The organism is Wolbachia endosymbiont (group A) of Tromatobia lineatoria, from assembly GCF_964028565.1.
Lineage (GTDB): Bacteria > Pseudomonadota > Alphaproteobacteria > Rickettsiales > Anaplasmataceae > Wolbachia > Wolbachia pipientis.
Window position 1 is genome coordinate 845,165 of the sequence record NZ_OZ034791.1, and the last position, 18,324, is coordinate 863,488.

Here is an 18,324-nt window from a genome sequence, read left to right on the forward strand (position 1 = left end):
TAGCGGCAAGGTAGTATAACCATAGAGTAAAAGTGAGTTTACAACAAATGGTGTCATCCCAGTGCTTGACACTGGGATCCAGCCTTTCCATAATCATCAAAAACATTGTATTTTAACGTAAAACAGCTATTTTTATGCTTACCAACTTAATAAAATTCCTGGATCCCAGTGTCTGGGCACTGGGATGACAAAGGAGAGCAGTGTCAGCTACTTGCATAACACCATTTGTTGTGCAACTTACTTTAGTATGAAATTGCTTGCGTAAGATTTTGGCAGCCTCTTAACATTTTTTGGCATTTCAATTATGTATTTAACGTTGCGTTTTTTTGCGTAGAATACTGCTTTTTCAAGAGAATCAAACTTTAATACAATCTGTTTTTTTGGATCTTTTGAGCCAACCCACCCCATTAAAGGTTCAATGTAGTAAGAGCCAGATTCAATTTTCAGGTGCCAGAAATTTGTATTACCTAAACCAGATTGTGTTGCAGTTCTTGTTGGTCTATAAATCCTAAAAACTACTTTATCGTCAATGCCCATAGTTCTTGTTAAATAAGCTTAAATATATATCTAAATAAATCCTTTCACAAACAATTAGTATGAAAGAATGAAGTTTGAAATAAATATTTTTATGTTATATTATTGTTAAATTATATTAAAAGGATTAGCTGAATAGGAGTAACCGATGACGCAACAGGAAATAGTAACAATTAATGCAGAGTTACGTGATATAACAAAAACAAAAGCGATGCATTCTCTAAGGAAGAAAGGAAACATCCCTGGAATCATATATGGAAAGGGCCATGATAATGTAAATTTGACATTGTCTGCAAAGGAATTCACAAAGCAATATAAGTCAGGCTCTCTTTCTGCACATTTGATAGAGCTGAATATTTCGGGCAAAAAGGAATATGCTCTTGTTCGCGATATCCAATTGCATGTAGTAAAGGATACTGTGCAACATGTTGATTTTCAGTTTGTTGATAAAGGCAGTGAAATTAAAATAGACATACCTCTATCATTTGTGAATGAAAGTAAAGCTCCAGGAATCAAATTAGGTGGAGTGCTTAATGTTTTGTGTCGTTCTATTGCTGTTAAATGCTCTCCTGATAAAATACCTCAGGTTATTGAAGTTGATTTATCCGGTAAAATGATTGGCCAGTCTATACATATTAATGATGTAAAATTACCAGAAGGTGTTAAGTTTGTAGCTCATGAAGAAGAAAATTTTACCATTGTTACAATTTCTGCTGCCGATAGTGACGTTGAAGAACCTCAAGCAGAAACAGAGGAATAGTGCACCTGATAGTTGGGCTTGGTAACCCTGGTGGTCAATATGAGTTAACTTATCATAATATCGGCTTCATCGTAGTTGATACAATTTGCAAATATTGGAATTTCCAGTCGTTCTCTAAAAAAGCCGATTATCTAATAACCTCTGGCATAATTAATGATAATAAAATCATGTTAATAAAGCCTTATTCATTTATGAATAATTCAGGCATCCCTGTTGCAAAAATACGAAATTTTTACAAATTATCGCTAGATAATATTGTTGTCATACACGATGACGCTGATTTGGAACTTGGAAGAATAAAAATAAAGAAAGGTGGTAGCTCTGCTGGACATAATGGACTTAAATCCATAGATAGTTTTATTGGCAACGATTATTGGCGCTTGAGATTTGGAGTGGGTAGACCTGAAGATCAAAGAAGCTTAGCAGATTATGTGTTATCAAAATTTTCAAATTTTGATAATGTTACTCCCTTAGTGGAAAAAATAGCAAAAAATATACACTTAATGCTGCAAGGAGATAATACAGCTTTTATCAATTTGATTGTATAATATTACGAAACACAGGAAGTGTATGGTCCCAGAGTGTGATGGTGTGGATTTAGTATGAACAATTCAGGAGATTTTGTCCACTGTAAAGATATAAACTCAAAAGGTGTAAGACCCTTAAGAGTTTTGAGTCTTTTAGCATAATTGTAGGCCATAACAAAGTCATAAAGATGCTCTTTGAGTTGCTGGTGAGACTGATAGTAATACTTCTTAACAGTGGCATTCTTTAAAGTTTTGTTCATACGCTCAACTTGCCCATTTGTCCAAGGATGGCTAACTTTTGTTAGACGGTGTTCAATGTCATTTTCTTCACAAGCTCTATCAAATATATGTTGAAAAGCGTATTTATGGCGTTTTTGGTTGGTAAATTGTACACTGTTATCTGTCAAAATAGTGTGGATTTTATATGGTAAAATTTTAATCAAATTACGTAGAAACTCAGCAGCTATAGGTTTTGTAGCACTTTTATGCAACTCAACATACGTAAATTTGGATGTTCTATCTATTGCAACAAACAAATATAACTTTCCTTCTTCTGTTCTGACTTCTGCAATATCAATATGGAAATAGCCTATAGGATATTGTTTGAATTTCTTTTTTGGTTTAACTTCGCCATCAACATCTGGTAGTCTGCTAATGCTGTGCCTCTGTAAGCAACGATGTAGACTAGAGCGAGTCAAGTGTGGGATTGAGGTTTGCAAAGCGTAGAGACAATCATCTAATGGCAATAGAGTATGCTTACGAAATGCAACAATTACAGCCTCCTCTTCTAAAGTTAAAACAGTTGATCTTGCATGCTTCGGACCCATATCAGCGTCTTTGGCAAAAGACCGTTTTCTCCATTTAATGATAGTTTTTGGATTAAGGTTATAGTACCTGGAGAGTTTTGCTATGCTCTCTTTACTATTTTGTATTGCTCTACGAATTGTCTCTGTTGTTTTGGCGCACCCATGTAATATTTGTCCCATAATTCCTCCTTTGATGGTATTGTTTTCTCATATTTTATCATACCATCACACTCTGGGACCATACATCCCCCCTCCCCCCCTAATTCCTATATCAAACCTTTCTTTACTAGATTATATAGTCAATATAAAAAGCCATATAAAATTGCTTCCACTGCTGCCATGAGGAAATTGCTTATTCTTGCTAACTCTTTAGTCAGAGATGACAGGGTTTTTACTGAGGAATATAACTCTCTGTCTGTTTCTATCTAAGAGCCAGTATAGCTGTGGATAAGCACGTTTATACAGATAAAAGTACTTATCCACAGCTACATCAATTTTTCTATTGACTTTTAACACAACTGCTGAACAGATACATTCGTCATCCCGCTACGTGTTAGCGGCCAAGATACCGCGGCGGTATGCCGTGGGAAACCTGACTTGCATTAGCTATAAAATAGTGATTTATATAAATCCCATAGCATGCCGAATGAAGCGTTTTTTGAGGAAATTTGAATTTTCAACTGCAATCAAGCCAAGATTTCTTAGTGCTTTAGCGCAGAATATTCTGTTGGAAAACATCCTATTTAATCCATCAGTTGCAAGCGCCATTGTAAAATTATCAAAGTATCTGTTACGTGAAATTTTCTTTAATAAATAACTACTGCCAACATCAATACCAGATGCTTTTGCGGCAACTACGTGCTTTATAATACTTTCTACATCTCTAATTCCAAGATTAAGCCCTTGACCTGCAACTGGATGAATTGAATGTGCTGCATCGCCGATAAGCAAAACTCTACCCTTATATAACTTTTTTGCGAAAACAAAACTTAAAGGATAAAGTTTTCTTTCACCCTCTAGTTTTATCTTTCCTAAATAAGAACCAAATCTTTTTTTAAGCTCTATAATAAATTCTTCTTCAGACAGATCCATTAGCATTTTTGAAATTCCAGATTTTTCTGTCCAAACTATCGAAGAAGTATAGCCATCCTTTATCGGTAGAATTGCAAATGGACCGCCAGGAAAAAAACGCTCTACAGCTAAGTTTTGGTGATGCAGTTCATGCTTTACATTAAATACTATGCTACTTTGTTTATAATCAAATTTCGCTGTCGGTATAGAAAATAACTCTGGTAGTTTAGAGTTCTTGCCTTCAGCGCAGATAAGTAGCGATGATATTAATTCCTGGTTATTATCAAGAATAACTTCCACATATCCTGAATCACAAGCAATTGTTTTATAGGAATGTGGAGAGTATATATTTAGTTTATTCAAAAAATTATTGTTGATTGCATTCCATATAGTGGCATTGTTAATAACATAACCCATTGGTTCTTCACCAACCATTTTATGATTGTAATGCACAGTAACCGCATCTAATATGCATATATCAAGTATTGGCTCAGCTTCGCTTTCTATAAACTGCCAAATCCCTAATTTTTCCAATATTTTTTTCGAACCTTGAGAAATAGCAAATGCTCGGTTGTCATCTACTACACGTGGTAGACTATTTTTTTCAATCACAGCTACAGACACAGAGTCACAACTGAGGCCAATGGCAGTAATAAGACCAAGTAACCCACCACCTGAAATGATTACATCATAATTCATTTTATTTACGCTAATTGTAAAATTATATTTTATCTGTTTTGAAAATAGTTTAAACAAACTTTATATATAAATTAAATTTTTTAGATCCCAGTGTCAGCTACTTGGATGACATCTAAAGACACTCCACCTTGTCATTCCAGCACGTAACGAACAACTGTACGAACATTTTGCGAAGGCAGTGTGTTAAATGCTATGGCCGGTTTTGCCTCAAACATAAAGGTGTCATCCCAGTGCTTGACACTGGGATGGCTTTGTTGCATAGCAACTGAAAAAATCTGGTGGCTACTGACAAAATTCATTATAAAATAGCCATTTAACCTTGAAAGAAAAAATATGCCACAAAAAATGAGGGTCAGTAACCATAGCGAATATAACAAATTTCTAGAAAAAAGAGGAAATATTTTTCATTATATCAACGAAGCCATAGAAAAGTGGTACGAGAATGGTCCAAAAATACCAGGTGGCAACAATATTTATAGCGATAAAGTTGTAATTTTGGTGCACATAATAACTTGTTTATTTAGAATAGGCCTGAGGCAAACAGTTGGGTTTATAGCAGGATACCTTGAGCAAATTGGGAAAAATTTGCAAGTTATCAGCTATTCACAATCATCAAGAAGGTTTAAGAAACTCAATATTAAGATCAATGATTGCAGAATTGATAAAAATAATATGGAAGATATCGAAATTGCTATAGACAGTACAGGAATTAGTATATACAACAACACTCCTGGTCATAGCAAAGAAAATAGCGAAGATAGAAAGTATCGCAGCTATGAACAGACAAGAAAATTGCATGTAATGTTGAATACAAACAGCAAAAAAGCCATAGCTGTAAAATACAGTAACGGTGTCTACTCTGATCACTATGGAGCTTGTGATTTGCTAAAAGAAGTCGATTTTCAGTATGTCATAAAAGTACTATATGCAGATAGGGCATATGACAGAGAAAAGCTCTATAAGCTGTGTAATCAATATGGTATAAAAACGAAAATTCCTCCGAAAAACAACGCAGCAGAGCATCCAAAGTTAGACTATATGGCTGAGAGAAATTCTGCAGTCAAGCTCATAAAGTCATATGATGAAGATAGTATAAAGAAGTGGAAAAAAGAGATGAGTTATGGAAAAAGATCTTATATAGAAAGTTTTTTCTCGCGACTGAAACAAACATTCGGGTTTAGTTTTAGGAATAAATCTGAGACAAATAGAGAGAAGGAACTACTTGTTAAATGCTATTTGCTCAATAAGTTCACTGATATTGGTATGGCTAAATTTGAGATAGCTTCATAAATTTATTGTGCGTTACCTACTATCCGAAGAGCGATGCAACAAAGCCCACTGGGATCCATTCTTCTTTTTTTCTGGATTCCAGCGTCACGCGCTGGAATGACAAAAGCTGCTAATTTTTCATGTAAATAATGGTTATGCAAGCAGTCTATTTTGTAACTAACAAAAGAGGACTTTGATTCGCATGTTTCTCACGCTTATTCTATTGTTTAACTATACTTTGAGCAATGTCTTCATAAATCTCTGCCAAATCCTCACTTAACATTAAAGGATTTCCGCAATCAGAAGCATGGCATATTTGTGGATCTAGAGGAACTCTGCCTAGAAGTTTGATGCCCAGCTCCTCAGACATTTTTTTTGCACCGTCTTTTCCAAATATGTATATTTTTGAGCCGCTTTGAATGAAATAACTCATATTTTCTACAATGCCAATAACCGGTACGCTGAGCTTTGTAAACATATCATAAATTTTGCGAGCATCGATTAAAGAGAGCTCCTGTGGAGTTGAAACTATTATCGCCCCAGTTAAGTTAAAATTTTCCATAAGACTTAAATGCACATCGCCAGTTCCAGGTGGTGTATCAATTATCAAATACTCTATATCGGACCATTTTGTTCCCATTAGCAGACTATAAAGTGCTTTTGTAATCATAGGTCCGCGCCATATTGCTGCACGATCTTTATCGATAAAATAGCCAATTGAAATAGTATGCAGTCCATACTTTTCTATAGGCATTGCTTTACTATCCTGTATTTCTGGCTTTAATTTTTCAGCGCCAAGCATTTTAGGAATTGAAGGACCATATATATCTGCATCAACCAGCGCAACTTTGTGTTTTAACTTTGCTAATGAGAGAGCAAGATTTAGCGCAACTGTGGACTTGCCCACACCGCCTTTACCAGAGGCCACAACGATTATATTTTTCACTCCTTCGATATGTAATTTAGCTTTTTGTTGCCCAGTTTGTTTTTGACAAGTAGCAACCACGGTCACTTTTGTCACCCCCGGTATAGCTTTAACAGCTTGCTCACAATTTCTTCTTAATTCTTCATTTGCTTGCGTGTTACCGGCAACTTCAAGCACAAAACCAACATCTTGACCTTTAATAATAATTGAAGATATTATGCCAAGAGCGATCACATCTTTACCGCTTTTTTGCTCTATGACTTTTTTTAAGTTCTCTCTTACAATTTTTTCGTTGATCATTAGCCTTTTAGGTGATTTCTTCCTGAAGTCGTTTAATCTCAGCTTGAGGAAGGCCGGTTTTCTGAGAGATAATATCAATAGAGATGTCAGCCTTAAGTAGGTTTTTTGCTACTTCAATCTTTCCTTCAATCTTTCCTTCAATCTTTCCTTCAATCTTTCCCTCATCAAGTTTTTTAGCGAGGATGCCTTCTTCTTTCCGCAGATCCATTATTCTTTCTTCATATGCTACTAAATCTTTTTCATTCCAGCTAAACCTATCTAATTCATCGTAGGCTAACTTTATTATTGGTGCTTTTTCTGCTATTTTCCTTAAGTCTTCTTCCGTAGTTTCATCTGCATATTGTTGTCTAAGTGAAGAAGGTCGCCCCTCCTCACTCGACTTCAAAACCGTACGTGAGACTTTGCGCCTCATACGGCTTCTCTCCAATTTGGAGCTTTTCATGCACACCTCCTGTGTAATTCATCGTGACAATGTCCATGTAACAAAGATAAGTTTTTGATCATGTTGTTTCGTCTATTCCGGTCTTTGTGATGTATTTCTATTGTATCATCACTTTTAAACCATAGTCTACAATTATCACATTTACTTTGTTGTAACTTCAATAGTTTTATTACTCTTAATGGCTTATCTGGTATTTTTCTCAGACGTTTACCCCAATAAACCCAATCACCATCATATGGAGATCTGGTTTTTTGCACTTTGATATGTCGTTTAATAACATGATCGCTGTGTATAATAAAATGTATCTCGTTACTTGTCATAAAACGCCAGTTATCGTTATTATACTTTTTAAAGTATTTTCTTTTTATCCAGCATTTCCCTTTGTTTGGGTGCCTAAAGACTGACCTTACCCAGAAAAAGTGGAGAGAAAGAAAAGAGTTTTTTTGGGTAAAATAAAATTTTGGAGGATTAGAAATGGTAAGAGAATATACGGCAGAATTCAAATTGGAAGCTGTTAAGCTGGCAAATGAACAAAGAAAGGTAGGTCAACCAGTTGCAAAAGTAGCAAGAGATCTAGGAATAAGGGATAGTGTATTAGGAAAATGGATGAAGAAATATAACGAAAAAAAGTCAGCGGCAAATGCATTTCCAGGTAGAGGTAACATGGCTCCTTACGACAAAGAGAGGTTTGATTTACAAAGCAAGAGTAACAAGGGAAAGAGACATTTAAAAAAAAGCCCTGGCCAGTCAAAAAGAGTAAAATATTTTTTTATATAGTAACTGCTATAAAGTACAGGAATTATGTAGGATTTTCTGCTAGTGGCTACTATAAGTGGACCACAAGAAAAATAAGCAGTAGAGAATCAGCAAATAAAGAGCTACTCGAAGCTATTCAAAAAATATATCAAGTTTCTAAATGTAGATATGGAGCTCCTAAAATTCATGCTGAATTGAAGGCTTTGGGTAAAAGTTGCAATTTGAAAACGGTGCAAAGTATTATGCAGAAAAATGACATCAGGGCTATACTGAGAAGAAAGTTTAAAATTAAAAAACAACAAACAGATAATAGAGCTGTAGCTCCCAATATACTAGATCAAAACTTTATTGTTGATCAACCAAATAAAGTATGGGATTACTTACATCAAAACCAAGGAGGGATGGCTATATTTGGCAGCAATAATTCTCACGTATGGTAGTTAATGAGTAGTGCAATAAATAAACAATTGGTTATGAACTCTTTATTAATGGCCATTAATAGGCGTAAACCTGTTAAAAATCTACTGCTGCACAGTGACCAAGGTTCACAATATACTGCGCAAGGGTATCAATATCTCTTAGCTGTAAAGAATATAGATGAGTAATAAAGGCTGTTGTTACGACAATTCTGTTGCAGAAAGCTTCTTTAGCTCATTGAAAAGAGAAATACTTATTGATACTTCACAACACTCTGCTCAACACACTAGAACTGCAATATTTGAATACATAGAAATTTTTTATAACAAACAACGTCACTATTAACTATTGCATTCCAGAACAATTTGATGCATCATTCTTTTTGTAAAAAACATTCCACACTTTCTCTCCACTTTTTCTGGGTAAGGTCATTTTTCATTGCACCCTATATTGTCCATTCCATTAGCTTTACTACGCTCGTTACCTCACGCAGCATAATGGTCTGTTCTAGGCTGTTGGCTAGACTTTGCCTAAGTTGGATTTTCACCAACTGTATTCTAAACGCTTACTTGGCGCACCCATAACAAAAATGCCTGAAAAACGTTAATAATTATATACTATTATTAATAATTATTCAACCATATTTTAAGCTTACAATTTTGAGCTTAACTGACGCTTATGGATAGAGGCAACTCTATCACCCTGTGTTATGTTTATTTTCTAACGGACGCTGATTTTTGTATCGTAATTTCTTGCTATAAATTGGTTATATAAGAGCTGGCTTCTAAAATTTTATAACCCTAATTTGAATTAACAGACAGTAGAATCGAAAGATTATTACAAGGAGAAATCTACACAGATCGACCCTTTTGTGAATCTGCGTTTCTGCTTTCTTCAACTTGTTTTGCAAAAGATGTTTCCGGTTCACGCACAACGGCAATAACTGCTGTTAAAAACGTTTTTAACAATGCACCTAAAGCTCCACCAACTGCTTCCCTGCCATATATATGAGCTTGCTTTTCGTTACCGTCAGCAGTTTCCCCTGCCCTCCTTCTTGGATCCATCCTATGAGCAATCACCGAAAACAACACTCCCCTGATTGAAGACTTCACTTTTTCCTTTGCTTCGTGGACATCCCCATCTTTTGCTGTTTCATGTCCATGACTTAAGTGTTTAGCGTTCATTAGCTCCTTTTGTTGCTGGGCAAACATGCTACTTAATACTTCTTCTATCACTTGCTTTCTTCTCTTCTCTCTAACTCTTTTCATAGATTCTGATTTATCGCGAGTGTGTTTGGTAGTTTCAAATTCTGCATCAATATCTTCGGACGCAGCCTGACTATATAAAGTCTCTATGAGCCTGTCTATGCTTCGCTTTATTTGCATAGTCCTTTCGTAACTATCCGAATTATCAATTCCTTCGTCGATCTGATTTAGAATATCCTCAAAAACTTTCAAATAGTCTTGAATATACTGTATTATGTATTGCTTATCTTCCTCTTTGTGTTGTTCTTCTTGATTTTGCTGATTTTCATTTTCTAAACTTCTCTCTCTTTTATCATCGTTATTTTCTTCAATATTATCACCGTCTTCCTCGAAAAGGTTTTCGTCATTCATGATTTTTTTTAATTTAGTTAAAATTCTCACCAGTTATTATTGTATATGAAAAAATTAAATTAACATTAATGAAAAGCGTTTACAACTTCAGCACTAGTTAAAACTACAGTAAAGCTGTCAAAAGTAACAGGATCATAATACCTCTCATACAATTCAACTGAACACCTAAGCCTTATCTTTTCCTTAGCATTAAAACTAATTTCATAATCATTATTAGAGTTTAGCATAGCAGAATTACGTAATAATTCATCAGCTAATACAGAGTCTAAAATTCCATTAATTTTTATCGTAATGTGTCTGCTTCCAGCACAATCGAGCACTTTCCTCCAGCCAAAAGAAGAAATATCTTTCACCTCTTCTCTGTTATTACGCAAAGTAAACCTTAGGTTTCTTATATTATTTAACACAATAAAATTATTGTCATGATCTTTAATTTTTAGCTGTAATTTGCTCATTATCACCTCCTTTTATTAAAATATCAAAATTAATTGTTGAATGTAAAATTTCATCGTGCTGATCCATAGCACAATTACTTTCTAAAATGGCCTCATTATTAAAACCTTCAATGCTCTTAAGTATCAAGTGAATATGCCTTATAATGGCAAACATACTGTCTATATGATAAGTATATATGTCGCATGAAAATCTTGCCTTTGTAGCAAAATTGGACAGCATATGCAGGTTATTATAATTCACTACACGCAATCTCAGGTAAGGAATGGTGACCTGTTTAGGTAAGTAGTCATAAATGTTAGTAACATATTTCCTTAAATCAGAGTTTGCTTTTAGTGCTTCATAAATGCTACTGTACAACTCGTTTATAGCTTGAATTTTTTTCATAATTAACCCTCGAAAGATATATAGAAACTCTTCATCCCGCTGCTTGTTAGCGGGATCTATGTTAAGAGATACCGCGAATGAATCGCGGTATGACGATAAGGTTTATACCTCGTCATCCCGCTACTTGTTAGCGGGATCTATCCGTGACGGTATGACGTAGGACTGCTGTCATTCCGCTACGTGTTAGCGGCTGAGATACCGCGGCGGTATGACGATAAGGTTTATACCTCGTCATCCCGCTGCTTGTTAGCGGGATCTATCCGTAACGGTATGACGTAGTAGCCCAGTTTGAATGACCAGAAAGAGCTACAAAACAACCTTTGGTTCGCGAAATGGAGAATATACCTTCTTCACTTCAGATAAATGGCTACTTACCTCCGATTCACGATTTTTGTAAAGAGCAGAAACATGCCGCATAATACCTAGTTTTATCTGCTCAGGAACATTGTCATAACCAGCTTCGTATACAACATCAACTCTTATTGCATTCAAACAATTGAAAAACTCAACGTAGCCCCCTACATCACTAAAATAATACTTAAGTGTACTCTTCTCTTGATTTTTAGACATCATTGCAGTAGCCAATACTATCTTACTCACAGGGCCATAGCTTAAATAGATCCTACGAGGTACATAATCTTCATATGAAACTTGCCATGTTTGTTTCACCAGTGACTTTTCCATATGCCATTCAGCGTAATCAGTTGCCATAAAAATTAGATCTGAAATCAACTTATCATCCTGGTCGTTCTCAATGCGTAAAAAAGATTTAACCTCTTCTAAAGTAACTGGAAAAGATTCAGGCTTAGATTTACGTTGCACAGATATTCTTGGTGAAGTAGATCTTATTGACATAATAACCCTCCTTTTTGATATAGCTAGAATAAGTAAGGTTTACCTCGTGACAGCGTGGGGCAAATCTTACTTACTTTAGCTATGCAGCTTGCATGCAACATTAAGTTAAATTGGCGCAGCAACAACTCTGAGTGCTTTATCGTATGAATATATTAAGAAGAGAACGTATTAAAGCTGTTTCTCCTTTTTTGTTGATAAAATTTGAACTTATAGCATATTCAACTAGGCTGGATTTTAGTAGATTGACATTTTGAGAATGAATATTATTGAAGGTGGAGTTTAACTCTTTAGCAAGCAGACTGCGAAATTTTTGCACACTGTCATATGCGATATTTTCAAGTTCATGTGCAAATTTATCTTGAGCTATAGTTGTTATATCTTCAATTTCCTTATTAAACTCCTCTAGCTTTTTTTCGTTATTTTTAAAATTTTTCGTAAAAGTTTTCATATCAATTAAACTCAACTATTATTATGATTATAATGACAATGAAAAACTACCGAAGTAAAAAATTCACACTACTGTGTAACTTACAAATACTTTTTACTACATTCCAGCGTCACGCGCTGGAATCTATAGCAAGTGTACAAATTAAATTTTACAAACACCGTTGTGCTGAATCTTGAATATTCACTTCTTTCAATTCAGTGGTAGGTTTTGGTTCAGCGATGGGTTTTGATATTGTGTATGTAATGCCACCAGCTATCAGTGCAGATACCACAGAAGCTGCAACTATTAATAGAGCAGACAATCCGGAAGCAATACTAAGAGCAGCACCTACTGCTAACATAGCTGCAAGGCTCGCATAGGCAACTTTTGGGGAAAATTGTCTTTTTCCTACTTTTTCTAGTGACACTTCATTTGTTTTAGTTTTGCCCAGTTCACCATCAAGTGGTGTGTTTTCATTCTCCAGACTTCTTATTTTTTGTGTTAGTGATTCATTCTCTTTATTGAATTCTTTCAACTTAGTCTCATGTCCAACTATGCAACTTTTTGATTCTGCTAGTTCCTTTTGCGCTTTTTCTAACAACACTTTTGTTTTAGAATGCTTATTTTCGTTTTCTTCTAATTCGCTATTAAGTGTTGTATTTTTACTTTCTAGATCTTGTATTTTTTGTTCTAGTGATTCATTCTCTTCATTGAGTTTCTCCAGTACTTCCAATTTAGTCTCATGTTCAGTGACACAATTTCTCAATTCTGTTAGTTCCTTTTGCGCTTTTTCTAATGGTACTTCGTTTTTTTTAGTTTTTGTTTTTTCTAATTCACTATTAAGCGTTGTGTTTTTACTTTCTAGATCTTGTATTTTTTGTTTTAGCAATTCATTCTTTTTCTGCTCATCCTTTAGCTGAGTACGTAATTCTTTTAACTTAGCTTTACGTTTTTCAACCTTTTCTGCTTTTTCTGGAGTTTCCGTTGCGTTGTGTGTTTTGGAATGAGAAAAGGTACTAGGTACAACCTCAGATGGCTGATCATACATACTGTTTAGTCTATCTATTAGGTCTTCATCCTTTATCAATGAGTGATCTGCTCCATGCTTTATCAAAAGCTTTACTAATTTTTTATTGTCATTTGCAAGAGCATAATATAAGGGAGTATCCCCAACTTTATCTTGTGCATTAACATTTGCTCCACCTTCTACTAGATATTCTACAATCTCTACACAACCATATTCAGCAGCATAATGTAAAGGGGTCAGTCCATCTTTATCCTGTACATCAACTTTTACTCCACATTTTACCAAAAATTCCACTGATTCTTTATTGTTATCTGCAATAGCCCAATGTAAATGGGTCACGCCATCTTTATCTTGTGCATTAATATCTTCTCCATTTTCTAATATAGATTGGCCTAAAGCTTCAGATTTATCTGCATCAAAATATATTCCACTATCGCCACTATTACTTTTATTTAAAAAGGTCTGTTCCCCATTATATGTAGTATACTGCTCTGGATGTTGACTGTGCAAGTCATTATGCTCTATGCGCTTCTGATTATTGGCAAGTCTTTGTTCTGCCTCTTGGAACTTTTGCACCATAGCATCTCTTTCTCTTATAGCCTGTTCTTTTTCTAATGTATCATCTACTTTGTCTGTATTGTTTTCATTAACGATTGAGTTTGAAGAAGTCTGTTCATCCTCATCTTGTACATAGACTTTTTTGTTGTTTGGTGTAATTCTACTATTCTCTTCCTGATGTTTTGCACCCCATGCTTGTACTGCAGCAGTTACGTTATTTCCGTTCAAAGCTAAATTTCCTGGAGTTTTATTATTAGGCTGCAGTAAAGTGCCTTGTCTATAAGGTTGTCTTCTCGTAGCTCTTGTCTCAGCATAACGTTGTTCTCCTTCCTCTAACATTTTTATTATAGCCTTTTTACCTTCTACATCGCCGACAATATCCCTTGGAGTTCGGCCTTGACTATCTTTTAGTAAAGGATTTGCGTCATTATTCAATAAAAGCTGAACTATCTCTTGATGACCATGCAAAGCAGCAATGTGCAAAGCAGTTAGCTTAGACTTAGCTTCATCAAGTTCATATATTGGTTCATTAACTTTTGCTTCCTTTGCTAGTAGGAGTTTTACTATTGGTACACTGTTACATTCCACAGCAAGATGTACCAACATATAATTTACAATTTTGTCTGAATTTAATATACTGAACATCTTATCTATCTTCAAATTGTTATAAGTGCTATATACTATTGAGTCTGCATCTTTTAGCTTATTCCCTATTCTTTCAAGTAAATTATTCTCATTTAAACCTTCACTCTTGCTTACCTCATTTATTATTTCAAAAAACTTTTTCTTTTCCATTGCCATAACCTTTCCTCTCAATTTATTTATTATTGCTGAATCATCTCACAAAAAAGTTAAGTTTGTCTAAATTCCATGTTTGATCTAAAAATTAGTCATAAACATTTTCTATGCAAGTAGCTGACACTGGTTCATTCTATAATGGTGTCACAGCAGTCCTACATCATGCCACCGCGAACCGTCATACCACGATTCATTCGCGGTATCTCATCCGCTAACTGTTCTCCCTCATCATACCGTCACGGTATCTCCAGATCCCGCTAACAAGTAGCGGGATGACGAGTTACTATACCACCGCGAACCGTTATACCGCGATTCATTCGCGGTATCTCATCCGCTAACTGTTCTCCCTCATCATACCGTCACGGTATCTCCAGATCCCGCTAACAAGTAGCGGGATGACGATTGTCAGGGTGTCATCCCAGCGCCCCTATGATGTCATCCGAGTAGCCGACACTGGTTCCTTTATGATGGCAGTGCCCCTATGGTGTCATTCCAGTGCTTGACACTGGAATCCAGCCTTTCCATAATCATCAAAACATTGTATTTTAACGTAAAACAGCTATTTTTATGCTCACCAACTTAATAAAATTCCTGGATCCCAGTGTCAAGCACTGGGATGACAAGATATAAACCTTATCGTCATGCCGTCGCGAACCGTCATACCGCCGCGGTATCTCCAGATCCCGCTGGGATGACGATTGTCGTTTAGCTATAAATATTTAAGAAATTTACCAAATGAAAAAAAAGGCAAAAGAAGCCCTGGGGTTATTATCCGCTTTAAAATATTGGCGTTTTTTATGTTTTAAACGCTTGACAAGCGAGATTCAGCCGCTTTTAATTGCAACTAACTTACGCTGCAAATGTTTAAGAAATTTACTAAGCAGAAAAAAAGACAAAGAATCCCCGAGTTAGCTAGTCTTTTACTATCTCTGTCGAGTATTGGCATTTTTTGATGTCTTGTAACGCTTTATAAGCGCGTTCAGCTTATTTAGATAAAAATCTAGATGTAGATGAAGTTTTGTAAAGACATACAGTATCTATATACTGCAAAAAATTGAACATAAGACGCCGATACATTAAGTAATCCTTACCTTTTAATCTGCAGATTGGCGAAAGCAAATACAATATCTTCAGTTTCATGATAAGGGGGCTGGCGAGGTTTGTCAAGCAAGTTTTTTGTTTCTGCGGACTACCTAGATTAATATTATATAGAAGGTTTGCTGCCAATAAAGCCTAAACTTACCAAATACATTTCTGTAGATTCAGATCTACTTGACTTTGGTTTAAAGTATTTTACTGTTTTAAACATTTTTTTTAGCTCGTTACAAAAATCTTTGTCAGATTCTCCTTGGAAAATTTTTACTACAAACGTGCCACCATGACTCAAGAAATGCTTTGCAAAATTGAGCGCTGCTTCGCATAAAAGCATAATTCTGATATGATCCAACGATTTTAAACCACAAGATTCGGGCGCCATGTCAGATAAAATTACATCAAATTTTTGATCCTTGAATTTTTCTCTTAAAATTTCAAACTCATTGATAATATCACATTGTATAAACTCTACTCCATTAATTGCGTTCATTGGTTTTATGTCAAGAGCAACCACATTTGCACCTTTCTGAGATGCAACTTGTGACCATCCACCAGGAGAAGCACCAAGATCAATAATTTTTTGCCCTTCTTGGAATAATTTAAATTTGTTATCCATTTCTACCAGCTTATATGCTGAGCGTGACCTATAACCATCCTTGCTAGTTTTTTGCACATACTGATCATTCAAATGACGATGTAGCCACCTTGTTGAAGATAGTTTTCTGCCTCTAGCCGTCTTTACTCTAGTTTTTATTGCTAATACCCTACTTATTATTGATTATATCTTTAAGCTCTTTTTCAACTACTTCTTTTACCAGTGCATGTAGATATTTATTCAGCCATTCTGAGAGCTGAGGTTTTAAAAGAGATGTAACTAATTCTTCAACAGTAAGGTTCGCTTTTTTTTGTTGTTTATGCTGTAATTCGTTTTGCATTTTTCCAAGCAACGCTTTGATCTCTTCCATATTCTCTTTTAAAATTAGATGATCGTTATTTTGCGCTTGTAAGCCGCTATTACTCGCTTTGTTATTACTCATTTGGATATTATCGTACAAATAAATATCTTTTTTTTCTTCTGAATTGTAGCTATGGCCATTAAATTGGTTATTGTTGCAAGCCATTTCCTCACTTTGGTCATCATTATCAATGTCCTCTTTTTCATTATTTTCTTTTTTGCCATCTTCTTCTATTTCTTCTGGATACTCTTCCTCAAGGTATAGCACATCATCATTTTCATCCTTTATTTCTGCTTTATCGTTACTCGCGTTTTTACCCGATATAGCTTTTTTTATATCTTCTAGGATATCTTTTACAGATTGATTACCTTGTTCATCATGCATAGTGCTAATACCATTAAATTTAGAGGTTTATACTATTTATCATAAAAAGCAAGTTGTAAACACTAATCACATAATTGCTTTTTGCTTCAACTAAGTCTGAACGTGCTTTAAATAATGCATCTTCAGTGTTCAAAAGGTCAGATGTACTCTTTAAATTTAAGTTTACTTCTTGCTCAACTCCTTCCAATGCTAGAGCTGCTGCTTTTTCCGCTTCTTGACTTGCTTTGATAATGGCCTTTGCTGTCAACACATTATTCCAAGCATTTACAACTGCTTGTTCTATATTTTTTACCGTTTCATAATAATCGTAGGTAGATTTTTTTGCATCCATTTTAGCTTTACTGACACCAAAAGCATTAACTCCTCTCTTAAAGATTGGAACATCAAGAGTAAAAACTACATGAACATTTTCTAATAGTTTGTCTACCTTCATACCATCCTCCCCCAAATTTTTGCTTGCACTTAGATTTAAAGAAGGAAGCCACTTAGAGCTTTCAGCAATCACTTCCATTCCGGCTGCTCTTTTTTGATAAACTGCTGCTTTTAGAGATAAATTATTGGTTTTTGCTAACTGTAAACATTCATTTAGCTCTGGAACAGAAGGTAGTTTATCATTAGCTTCAGAAAGGTCATCAGCATCTTCGCCAATCAAATGATAATAAGCAATATTTACCAACTTTAATTTACCTTCAGCATCAACTCTTTCGGATATAGAAGACGAAAATTTTGCTTTTGCTAACAAAACTTCAGCATTGGTTACCTCTCCAAGGGAAAAGCGTTTTTTCATAGCTGACAAATGTTCCAAAGAAACGCGTTCTTTATGTTCTCTGAGCTTTAATATTTCTGTCTTTTGTAAAACATTAACATATGCTTTCACAGCATTAAGTGCAAGCTCTTGTTTTAATTGCTGAAATCGCATCTTTTCTGCTTTGAGAAGATGGCTTGATCGACTGAATGTGGCAAAGGTACCACCGCCATCGATTAATTTCTGGCGCAATGTAAGTTTTTTTTCAGATGTATCAAGATTAAAGTTACTATCGAAATTGTATTGCAAATTAATGTCAGGTAAAAATCCAGCTAACCCAGAAGATTTATAGTGTTTTTCTGCGCTTTTATATTGGTAAAATTGAGACTTTATTTTTGAGCTATTTTTGATGGCTTTGCTTATCACTTCTCCCACATCGGTTGCATAGCAACTTATAGTATTAAAAATGATCGCAAGTGTGATAATCAATCGAAACATTCTAATTCCTATGCATATT

The 18,324-nt window shown here is 35.1% G+C and carries 23 protein-coding genes; 7 read left to right on the plus strand and 16 right to left on the minus strand.

Annotated elements, in window-relative coordinates:
• Positions 1–237 precede the first annotated feature (237 nt).
• Positions 238–537: an NADH dehydrogenase ubiquinone Fe-S protein 4 gene (locus ABWU48_RS04415; RefSeq protein ID WP_065094969.1), complete on the minus strand. Its 300-nt coding sequence runs from the start codon at positions 535–537 to the stop codon at positions 238–240.
• Positions 538–682: 145 nt separating this feature from the next.
• Between ABWU48_RS04415 and ABWU48_RS04420 the strand changes: the two genes are divergently transcribed.
• Together ABWU48_RS04420 and pth are read left to right on the plus strand one after the other, a co-directional pair.
• Complete coding sequence (locus tag ABWU48_RS04420) at positions 683–1,294, plus strand: 50S ribosomal protein L25/general stress protein Ctc (protein ID WP_010962412.1); 612 nt, start codon at positions 683–685, stop codon at positions 1,292–1,294.
• A complete protein-coding gene (pth, locus tag ABWU48_RS04425; protein ID WP_065094970.1) occupies positions 1,294–1,842 on the plus strand; it encodes an aminoacyl-tRNA hydrolase in 549 nt (182 codons plus the stop codon). The genes ABWU48_RS04420 and pth overlap by 1 nt, the downstream gene beginning before the upstream one ends.
• Positions 1,843–1,844: 2 nt before the next feature.
• Here the strand turns inward: pth and ABWU48_RS04430 are convergent, their stop codons facing one another.
• From ABWU48_RS04430 to ABWU48_RS04440, 3 genes are all read right to left on the minus strand, one after another.
• A complete protein-coding gene (locus tag ABWU48_RS04430; RefSeq protein ID WP_006279689.1) occupies positions 1,845–2,807 on the minus strand; it encodes an IS481-like element ISWpi4 family transposase in 963 nt (320 codons plus the stop codon).
• A 441-nt stretch (positions 2,808–3,248) separates the two neighbouring features.
• Positions 3,249–4,397, minus strand: a complete 1,149-nt coding sequence (gene ubiH / locus ABWU48_RS04435; protein WP_209473195.1) for a 2-octaprenyl-6-methoxyphenyl hydroxylase — start codon at positions 4,395–4,397, stop codon at positions 3,249–3,251.
• A 131-nt stretch (positions 4,398–4,528) separates the two neighbouring features.
• Positions 4,529–4,696, minus strand: coding sequence for a hypothetical protein (locus ABWU48_RS04440; protein ID WP_174516144.1), 168 nt, complete (start codon positions 4,694–4,696; stop codon positions 4,529–4,531).
• A 34-nt stretch (positions 4,697–4,730) separates the two neighbouring features.
• Between ABWU48_RS04440 and ABWU48_RS04445 the strand changes: the two genes are divergently transcribed.
• Positions 4,731–5,687 carry an IS5 family transposase gene (locus ABWU48_RS04445; RefSeq protein ID WP_209472359.1) on the plus strand — a complete coding sequence of 319 codons (957 nt, stop codon included), beginning with the start codon at positions 4,731–4,733 and terminating at the stop codon, positions 5,685–5,687.
• 199 nt (positions 5,688–5,886) lie between these two features.
• On the opposite strand, the gene ABWU48_RS04450 is transcribed toward ABWU48_RS04445, so the two are convergent.
• From ABWU48_RS04450 to ABWU48_RS04460, 3 genes are read right to left on the minus strand one after another with little or no spacing between them, the layout of a single operon-like run.
• Positions 5,887–6,891, minus strand: a complete 1,005-nt coding sequence (locus ABWU48_RS04450; protein ID WP_007548295.1) for an Mrp/NBP35 family ATP-binding protein — start codon at positions 6,889–6,891, stop codon at positions 5,887–5,889.
• Between the two features lie 7 nt (positions 6,892–6,898).
• Positions 6,899–7,333, minus strand: coding sequence for an Rpn family recombination-promoting nuclease/putative transposase (locus tag ABWU48_RS04455; protein ID WP_353288286.1), 435 nt, complete (start codon positions 7,331–7,333; stop codon positions 6,899–6,901).
• The gene (locus ABWU48_RS04460) at positions 7,330–7,653 is read right to left on the minus strand and encodes an HNH endonuclease signature motif containing protein (protein ID WP_264705791.1); all 324 of its coding nucleotides are present in this window, start codon (positions 7,651–7,653) and stop codon (positions 7,330–7,332) included. The genes ABWU48_RS04455 and ABWU48_RS04460 overlap by 4 nt, the downstream gene beginning before the upstream one ends.
• A 154-nt stretch (positions 7,654–7,807) precedes the next feature.
• On the opposite strand from ABWU48_RS04460, the gene ABWU48_RS04465 reads away from it, so the two are divergent.
• The 4 genes from ABWU48_RS04465 to ABWU48_RS04485 all read left to right on the plus strand — a co-directional run bounded on the left by ABWU48_RS04465 (position 7,808) and on the right by ABWU48_RS04485 (position 8,851).
• The gene (locus tag ABWU48_RS04465) at positions 7,808–8,110 is read left to right on the plus strand and encodes a transposase (protein WP_151807816.1); all 303 of its coding nucleotides are present in this window, start codon (positions 7,808–7,810) and stop codon (positions 8,108–8,110) included.
• A gap of 122 nt (positions 8,111–8,232) precedes the next feature.
• A complete protein-coding gene (locus tag ABWU48_RS04475; RefSeq protein WP_094189604.1) occupies positions 8,233–8,529 on the plus strand; it encodes an IS3 family transposase in 297 nt (98 codons plus the stop codon).
• 3 nt (positions 8,530–8,532) lie between these two features.
• A complete protein-coding gene (locus tag ABWU48_RS04480) occupies positions 8,533–8,694 on the plus strand; it encodes a DDE-type integrase/transposase/recombinase (protein ID WP_010082071.1) in 162 nt (53 codons plus the stop codon).
• Complete coding sequence (locus tag ABWU48_RS04485) at positions 8,687–8,851, plus strand: IS3 family transposase (RefSeq protein WP_084741697.1); 165 nt, start codon at positions 8,687–8,689, stop codon at positions 8,849–8,851. Before ABWU48_RS04480 ends, ABWU48_RS04485 begins: the two co-directional genes overlap by 8 nt.
• 506 nt (positions 8,852–9,357) lie before the next feature.
• Here ABWU48_RS04485 and ABWU48_RS04490 read toward each other — a convergent pair.
• The 9 genes from ABWU48_RS04490 to ABWU48_RS04530 form a co-directional block, all read right to left on the minus strand.
• Complete coding sequence (locus ABWU48_RS04490) at positions 9,358–10,122, minus strand: hypothetical protein (RefSeq protein WP_353288287.1); 765 nt, start codon at positions 10,120–10,122, stop codon at positions 9,358–9,360.
• 65 nt (positions 10,123–10,187) lie between these two features.
• On the minus strand, positions 10,188–10,577 hold the full coding sequence (locus ABWU48_RS04495; RefSeq protein WP_209473189.1) for a phage tail tube protein: 390 nt from the start codon (positions 10,575–10,577) through the stop codon (positions 10,188–10,190).
• Positions 10,552–10,962: a DUF3168 domain-containing protein gene (locus ABWU48_RS04500; protein WP_209473187.1), complete on the minus strand. Its 411-nt coding sequence runs from the start codon at positions 10,960–10,962 to the stop codon at positions 10,552–10,554. Before ABWU48_RS04500 ends, ABWU48_RS04495 begins: the two co-directional genes overlap by 26 nt.
• 306 nt (positions 10,963–11,268) lie before the next feature.
• Entirely contained in the window at positions 11,269–11,817 is a 549-nt protein-coding gene (locus tag ABWU48_RS04505; RefSeq protein WP_095742630.1) for a head-tail connector protein, read from the minus strand.
• Positions 11,818–11,953: 136 nt separating this feature from the next.
• A complete protein-coding gene (locus ABWU48_RS04510) occupies positions 11,954–12,265 on the minus strand; it encodes a hypothetical protein (RefSeq protein WP_015588824.1) in 312 nt (103 codons plus the stop codon).
• Positions 12,266–12,413: 148 nt separating this feature from the next.
• A complete protein-coding gene (locus ABWU48_RS04515) occupies positions 12,414–14,630 on the minus strand; it encodes an ankyrin repeat domain-containing protein (RefSeq protein WP_353288288.1) in 2,217 nt (738 codons plus the stop codon).
• A 1,201-nt stretch (positions 14,631–15,831) separates the two neighbouring features.
• Positions 15,832–16,410 carry an RlmE family RNA methyltransferase gene (locus tag ABWU48_RS04520; protein WP_010962344.1) on the minus strand — a complete coding sequence of 193 codons (579 nt, stop codon included), beginning with the start codon at positions 16,408–16,410 and terminating at the stop codon, positions 15,832–15,834.
• Positions 16,411–16,486: 76 nt separating this feature from the next.
• Positions 16,487–17,062: a PopZ family protein gene (locus ABWU48_RS04525; protein ID WP_010082598.1), complete on the minus strand. Its 576-nt coding sequence runs from the start codon at positions 17,060–17,062 to the stop codon at positions 16,487–16,489.
• 19 nt (positions 17,063–17,081) lie between these two features.
• Positions 17,082–18,305: a TolC family protein gene (locus ABWU48_RS04530; RefSeq protein ID WP_353288289.1), complete on the minus strand. Its 1,224-nt coding sequence runs from the start codon at positions 18,303–18,305 to the stop codon at positions 17,082–17,084.
• Positions 18,306–18,324: the final 19 nt, after the last annotated feature.

Excerpts from the sequence above, each read along its gene's own strand:
- ABWU48_RS04415 (WP_065094969.1), bottom strand. The coding sequence starts at position 537 with ATGGGCATTGACGATAAAGTAGTTTTTAGGATTTATAGACCAACAAGA.
- ABWU48_RS04420 (WP_010962412.1), top strand. The coding sequence starts at position 683 with ATGACGCAACAGGAAATAGTAACAATTAATGCAGAGTTACGTGATATA.
- ABWU48_RS04430 (WP_006279689.1), bottom strand. The coding sequence starts at position 2,807 with ATGGGACAAATATTACATGGGTGCGCCAAAACAACAGAGACAATTCGT.
- ubiH (WP_209473195.1), bottom strand. The coding sequence starts at position 4,397 with ATGAATTATGATGTAATCATTTCAGGTGGTGGGTTACTTGGTCTTATT.
- ABWU48_RS04440 (WP_174516144.1), bottom strand. The coding sequence starts at position 4,696 with ATGAATTTTGTCAGTAGCCACCAGATTTTTTCAGTTGCTATGCAACAA.
- ABWU48_RS04445 (WP_209472359.1), top strand. The coding sequence starts at position 4,731 with ATGCCACAAAAAATGAGGGTCAGTAACCATAGCGAATATAACAAATTT.
- ABWU48_RS04450 (WP_007548295.1), bottom strand. The coding sequence starts at position 6,891 with ATGATCAACGAAAAAATTGTAAGAGAGAACTTAAAAAAAGTCATAGAG.
- ABWU48_RS04455 (WP_353288286.1), bottom strand. The coding sequence starts at position 7,333 with ATGAAAAGCTCCAAATTGGAGAGAAGCCGTATGAGGCGCAAAGTCTCA.
- ABWU48_RS04460 (WP_264705791.1), bottom strand. The coding sequence starts at position 7,653 with ATGACAAGTAACGAGATACATTTTATTATACACAGCGATCATGTTATT.
- ABWU48_RS04465 (WP_151807816.1), top strand. The coding sequence starts at position 7,808 with ATGGTAAGAGAATATACGGCAGAATTCAAATTGGAAGCTGTTAAGCTG.
- ABWU48_RS04480 (WP_010082071.1), top strand. The coding sequence starts at position 8,533 with ATGAGTAGTGCAATAAATAAACAATTGGTTATGAACTCTTTATTAATG.
- ABWU48_RS04485 (WP_084741697.1), top strand. The coding sequence starts at position 8,687 with ATGAGTAATAAAGGCTGTTGTTACGACAATTCTGTTGCAGAAAGCTTC.
- ABWU48_RS04490 (WP_353288287.1), bottom strand. The coding sequence starts at position 10,122 with ATGAATGACGAAAACCTTTTCGAGGAAGACGGTGATAATATTGAAGAA.
- ABWU48_RS04495 (WP_209473189.1), bottom strand. The coding sequence starts at position 10,577 with ATGAGCAAATTACAGCTAAAAATTAAAGATCATGACAATAATTTTATT.
- ABWU48_RS04500 (WP_209473187.1), bottom strand. The coding sequence starts at position 10,962 with ATGAAAAAAATTCAAGCTATAAACGAGTTGTACAGTAGCATTTATGAA.
- ABWU48_RS04505 (WP_095742630.1), bottom strand. The coding sequence starts at position 11,817 with ATGTCAATAAGATCTACTTCACCAAGAATATCTGTGCAACGTAAATCT.
- ABWU48_RS04510 (WP_015588824.1), bottom strand. The coding sequence starts at position 12,265 with ATGAAAACTTTTACGAAAAATTTTAAAAATAACGAAAAAAAGCTAGAG.
- ABWU48_RS04515 (WP_353288288.1), bottom strand. The coding sequence starts at position 14,630 with ATGGCAATGGAAAAGAAAAAGTTTTTTGAAATAATAAATGAGGTAAGC.
- ABWU48_RS04525 (WP_010082598.1), bottom strand. The coding sequence starts at position 17,062 with ATGCATGATGAACAAGGTAATCAATCTGTAAAAGATATCCTAGAAGAT.
- ABWU48_RS04530 (WP_353288289.1), bottom strand. The coding sequence starts at position 18,305 with ATGTTTCGATTGATTATCACACTTGCGATCATTTTTAATACTATAAGT.